3 protein-coding genes are annotated in these 2,196 nt (G+C 66.4%); 2 read left to right on the top strand and 1 reads right to left on the bottom strand.

The genetic code is table 11. The features are described from left to right. Both AC1D00_RS37735 and AC1D00_RS37740 read left to right on the top strand, forming a co-directional pair. Nucleotides 1–778: PLP-dependent transferase (locus AC1D00_RS37735; protein WP_477014170.1), on the top strand; the 778-nt coding region annotated here is incomplete at its 5' end. A gap of 3 nt (nt 779–781) precedes the next feature. Further along, nucleotides 782–1,564 carry an alpha/beta fold hydrolase gene (locus AC1D00_RS37740; protein WP_135177631.1) on the top strand — a complete coding sequence of 261 codons (783 nt, stop codon included), beginning with the start codon at nt 782–784 and terminating at the stop codon, nt 1,562–1,564. 7 nt (nt 1,565–1,571) lie between these two features. On the opposite strand, the gene AC1D00_RS37745 is transcribed toward AC1D00_RS37740, so the two are convergent. Further along, a partial coding sequence (locus tag AC1D00_RS37745; protein ID WP_477014171.1) for an aliphatic sulfonate ABC transporter substrate-binding protein occupies nt 1,572–2,196 on the bottom strand: 625 nt, incomplete at its 5' end.

The raw sequence follows: 2,196 nt of genomic DNA on the forward strand, positions 1-2,196 counted from the left end.
GATCGCGCATGAGGCAAAGATTCCACTGCTGATCGACAACACCTTCGCCACGCCCTATCTCAGCCGGCCGATCGAGCTCGGGGCGGACATCGTGATGCATTCGGCGACCAAGTGGATCGGCGGCCACGGCATCGCGATCGGCGGCGCCATCGTCGACGGTGGCCGTTTTGACTGGCGCGGCTCCGGCAAGTTTGGCGTGCTGACCGAGCCCTATGGCGGCTATCACGGCATCGTCTTCGACGAGCAGTTCGGCACCGCGGCCTTCATCATGCGCGCGCGCACCGAAGGCCTGCGCGATTTCGGCGCCTGCCTGTCGCCGACCAACGCGTTCCAGCTCTTGCAGGGCGTGGAGACGCTGGGCGTCCGCATGGACCGTCACATGCAGAACACGCATTCCGTGCTGGAGGCGCTGAAGACCAACAAGGCCGTCGACTGGGTGCTGCATCCCTCGCTCGAGGACCACACGGACTACCAGCTCGCCAAGCAGCTCTTGCCGCGCGGCGCCGGCTCGATCGTCTCCTTCGGCATCAAGGGCGGACGGCCCGCCGGCCGCAAGTTCATCGAGTCATTGCGCATGATCAGCCATCTCGCCAATGTCGGCGACGCCAAGACGCTGGTGATCCACCCGGCCTCGACCACGCACCAGCAGATGGACGCCGCGCAGCTCAAGGCCGCCGGCATCGGCGAGGAGCTGGTGCGTCTCTCGATCGGCATCGAGACCGCCTCCGACATCATCGACGACCTCAATCAAGCGCTGCGCGTCTCGCAAAAGGTTTAGGCCATGAAGCTCTCCGTCAACGGCACTGATGTATTTGTCGCAACCGGCGGCCGCGAGTTCGACAAGTCCCTGCCCGCGGTCGTCTTCATCCACGGCGCCGGCTTCGACCATTCGACCTGGGCGCTGCACACGCGCTGGTTCGCCCATCACGGCTACTCCGTGCTGGCGCCTGACCTGCCCGGTCACGGCCGCTCGGCCGGCCCCTCGCTCGCAAGCATCGCCGAGATGGCGGACTGGACGGCGGCGCTGCTCGATGCCGCAGGAGCCGCGAAGGCGCATCTGATCGGCCACTCCATGGGATCGCTGATTTCGCTGGAGACCGCCGCGCGGCATCCCGACAAGGTCTCTGCGCTGAGCCTGATCGGCACCGCCGCGACCATGACGGTCGGCCCGGATCTGCTCAAGGCGGCCGAGGCCAACTCGCAGGATGCCAACGACATGGTGTCGATCTGGGGCCTCGGCTTCAACGCGGAGCTCGGCGGCAGCCTCGCGCCGGGCCTGTGGATGCATGGCGGCGCGCAGGCGGTGCTGAAGTCTTGCGAGCCGGGCGTGCTGTTCAGGGATCTGTCGGCCTGCAACGCTTACGCCAATGCGCTTCAGGCTGCCGCGAGCGTCAAAGTGCCTGCGACGCTGATCCTCGGCGAGCGCGACATGATGACACCGGCGAAGGCGGGCAAGGCGCTCGCGGCGGCGATCCCGCATGCGAAGACCGTCGTGGTGCCGGGCGCGGGCCACATGATCATGGCCGAGCGCCCGGATGAGTTGCTGGCCGCGCTGAAGGGCTGAACCCTGCTCAGGACCCCGGCGTCCATTTCCAGACGATGTCGGAGAGGTTGACCGGCTTCGGGATCAGGCCGAGTTTGGCGAAGCGGTCAGCGACCGCCTGCTGGCTCTTGACCACCTCGGCATCGAGCGGCACCACGCGATAATTGGAGCGGGCGACGAAGCGCTTGACAGCTTCGATGTCGACGCCGGTCGCCTCCGCTTGCGCCTTCGCCACGTCCTCATGGTGCGAATCCGCCCATACGCCTTCGGACGCAAAGGCGGTGTTGAGCTTCGCGACGAGGGAGGGATACTTCTCCACGAAATCGGTGCCGGCGATGTAGAAGGCGTTCGGCTTGTGCACGTCCTTGTCGAAGGCGATGACGCGCGCATTCTCCTTCAGTTCGGCCAGGGCGAGATAGGGATCCCAGATCGACCAGGCGTCGACCGAGCCCTTCACGAAGGCCGCCGTCGCATCGGCCGGCGCGAGCGGCGCAGGCGTGATGTCGGACCAGGACAGRCCGGCCTTCTCGAGCGCCGCGACCAGGAGATTGTGCGCGCTCGATCCCTTGCCGAAGGCGACGCGCTTGCCCCTAAGATCGGCCAACGAATGAATCGGCGAGTCCTTCGGTACGACGATCGCCTGGGTATTGCCG

Source organism: Bradyrhizobium sp. P2_E8, assembly GCF_056403875.1.

Coding starts and splice junctions, on each gene's coding strand:
- AC1D00_RS37740 (WP_135177631.1), top strand. CDS start 782: ATGAAGCTCTCCGTCAACGGCACTGATGTATTTGTCGCAACCGGCGGC.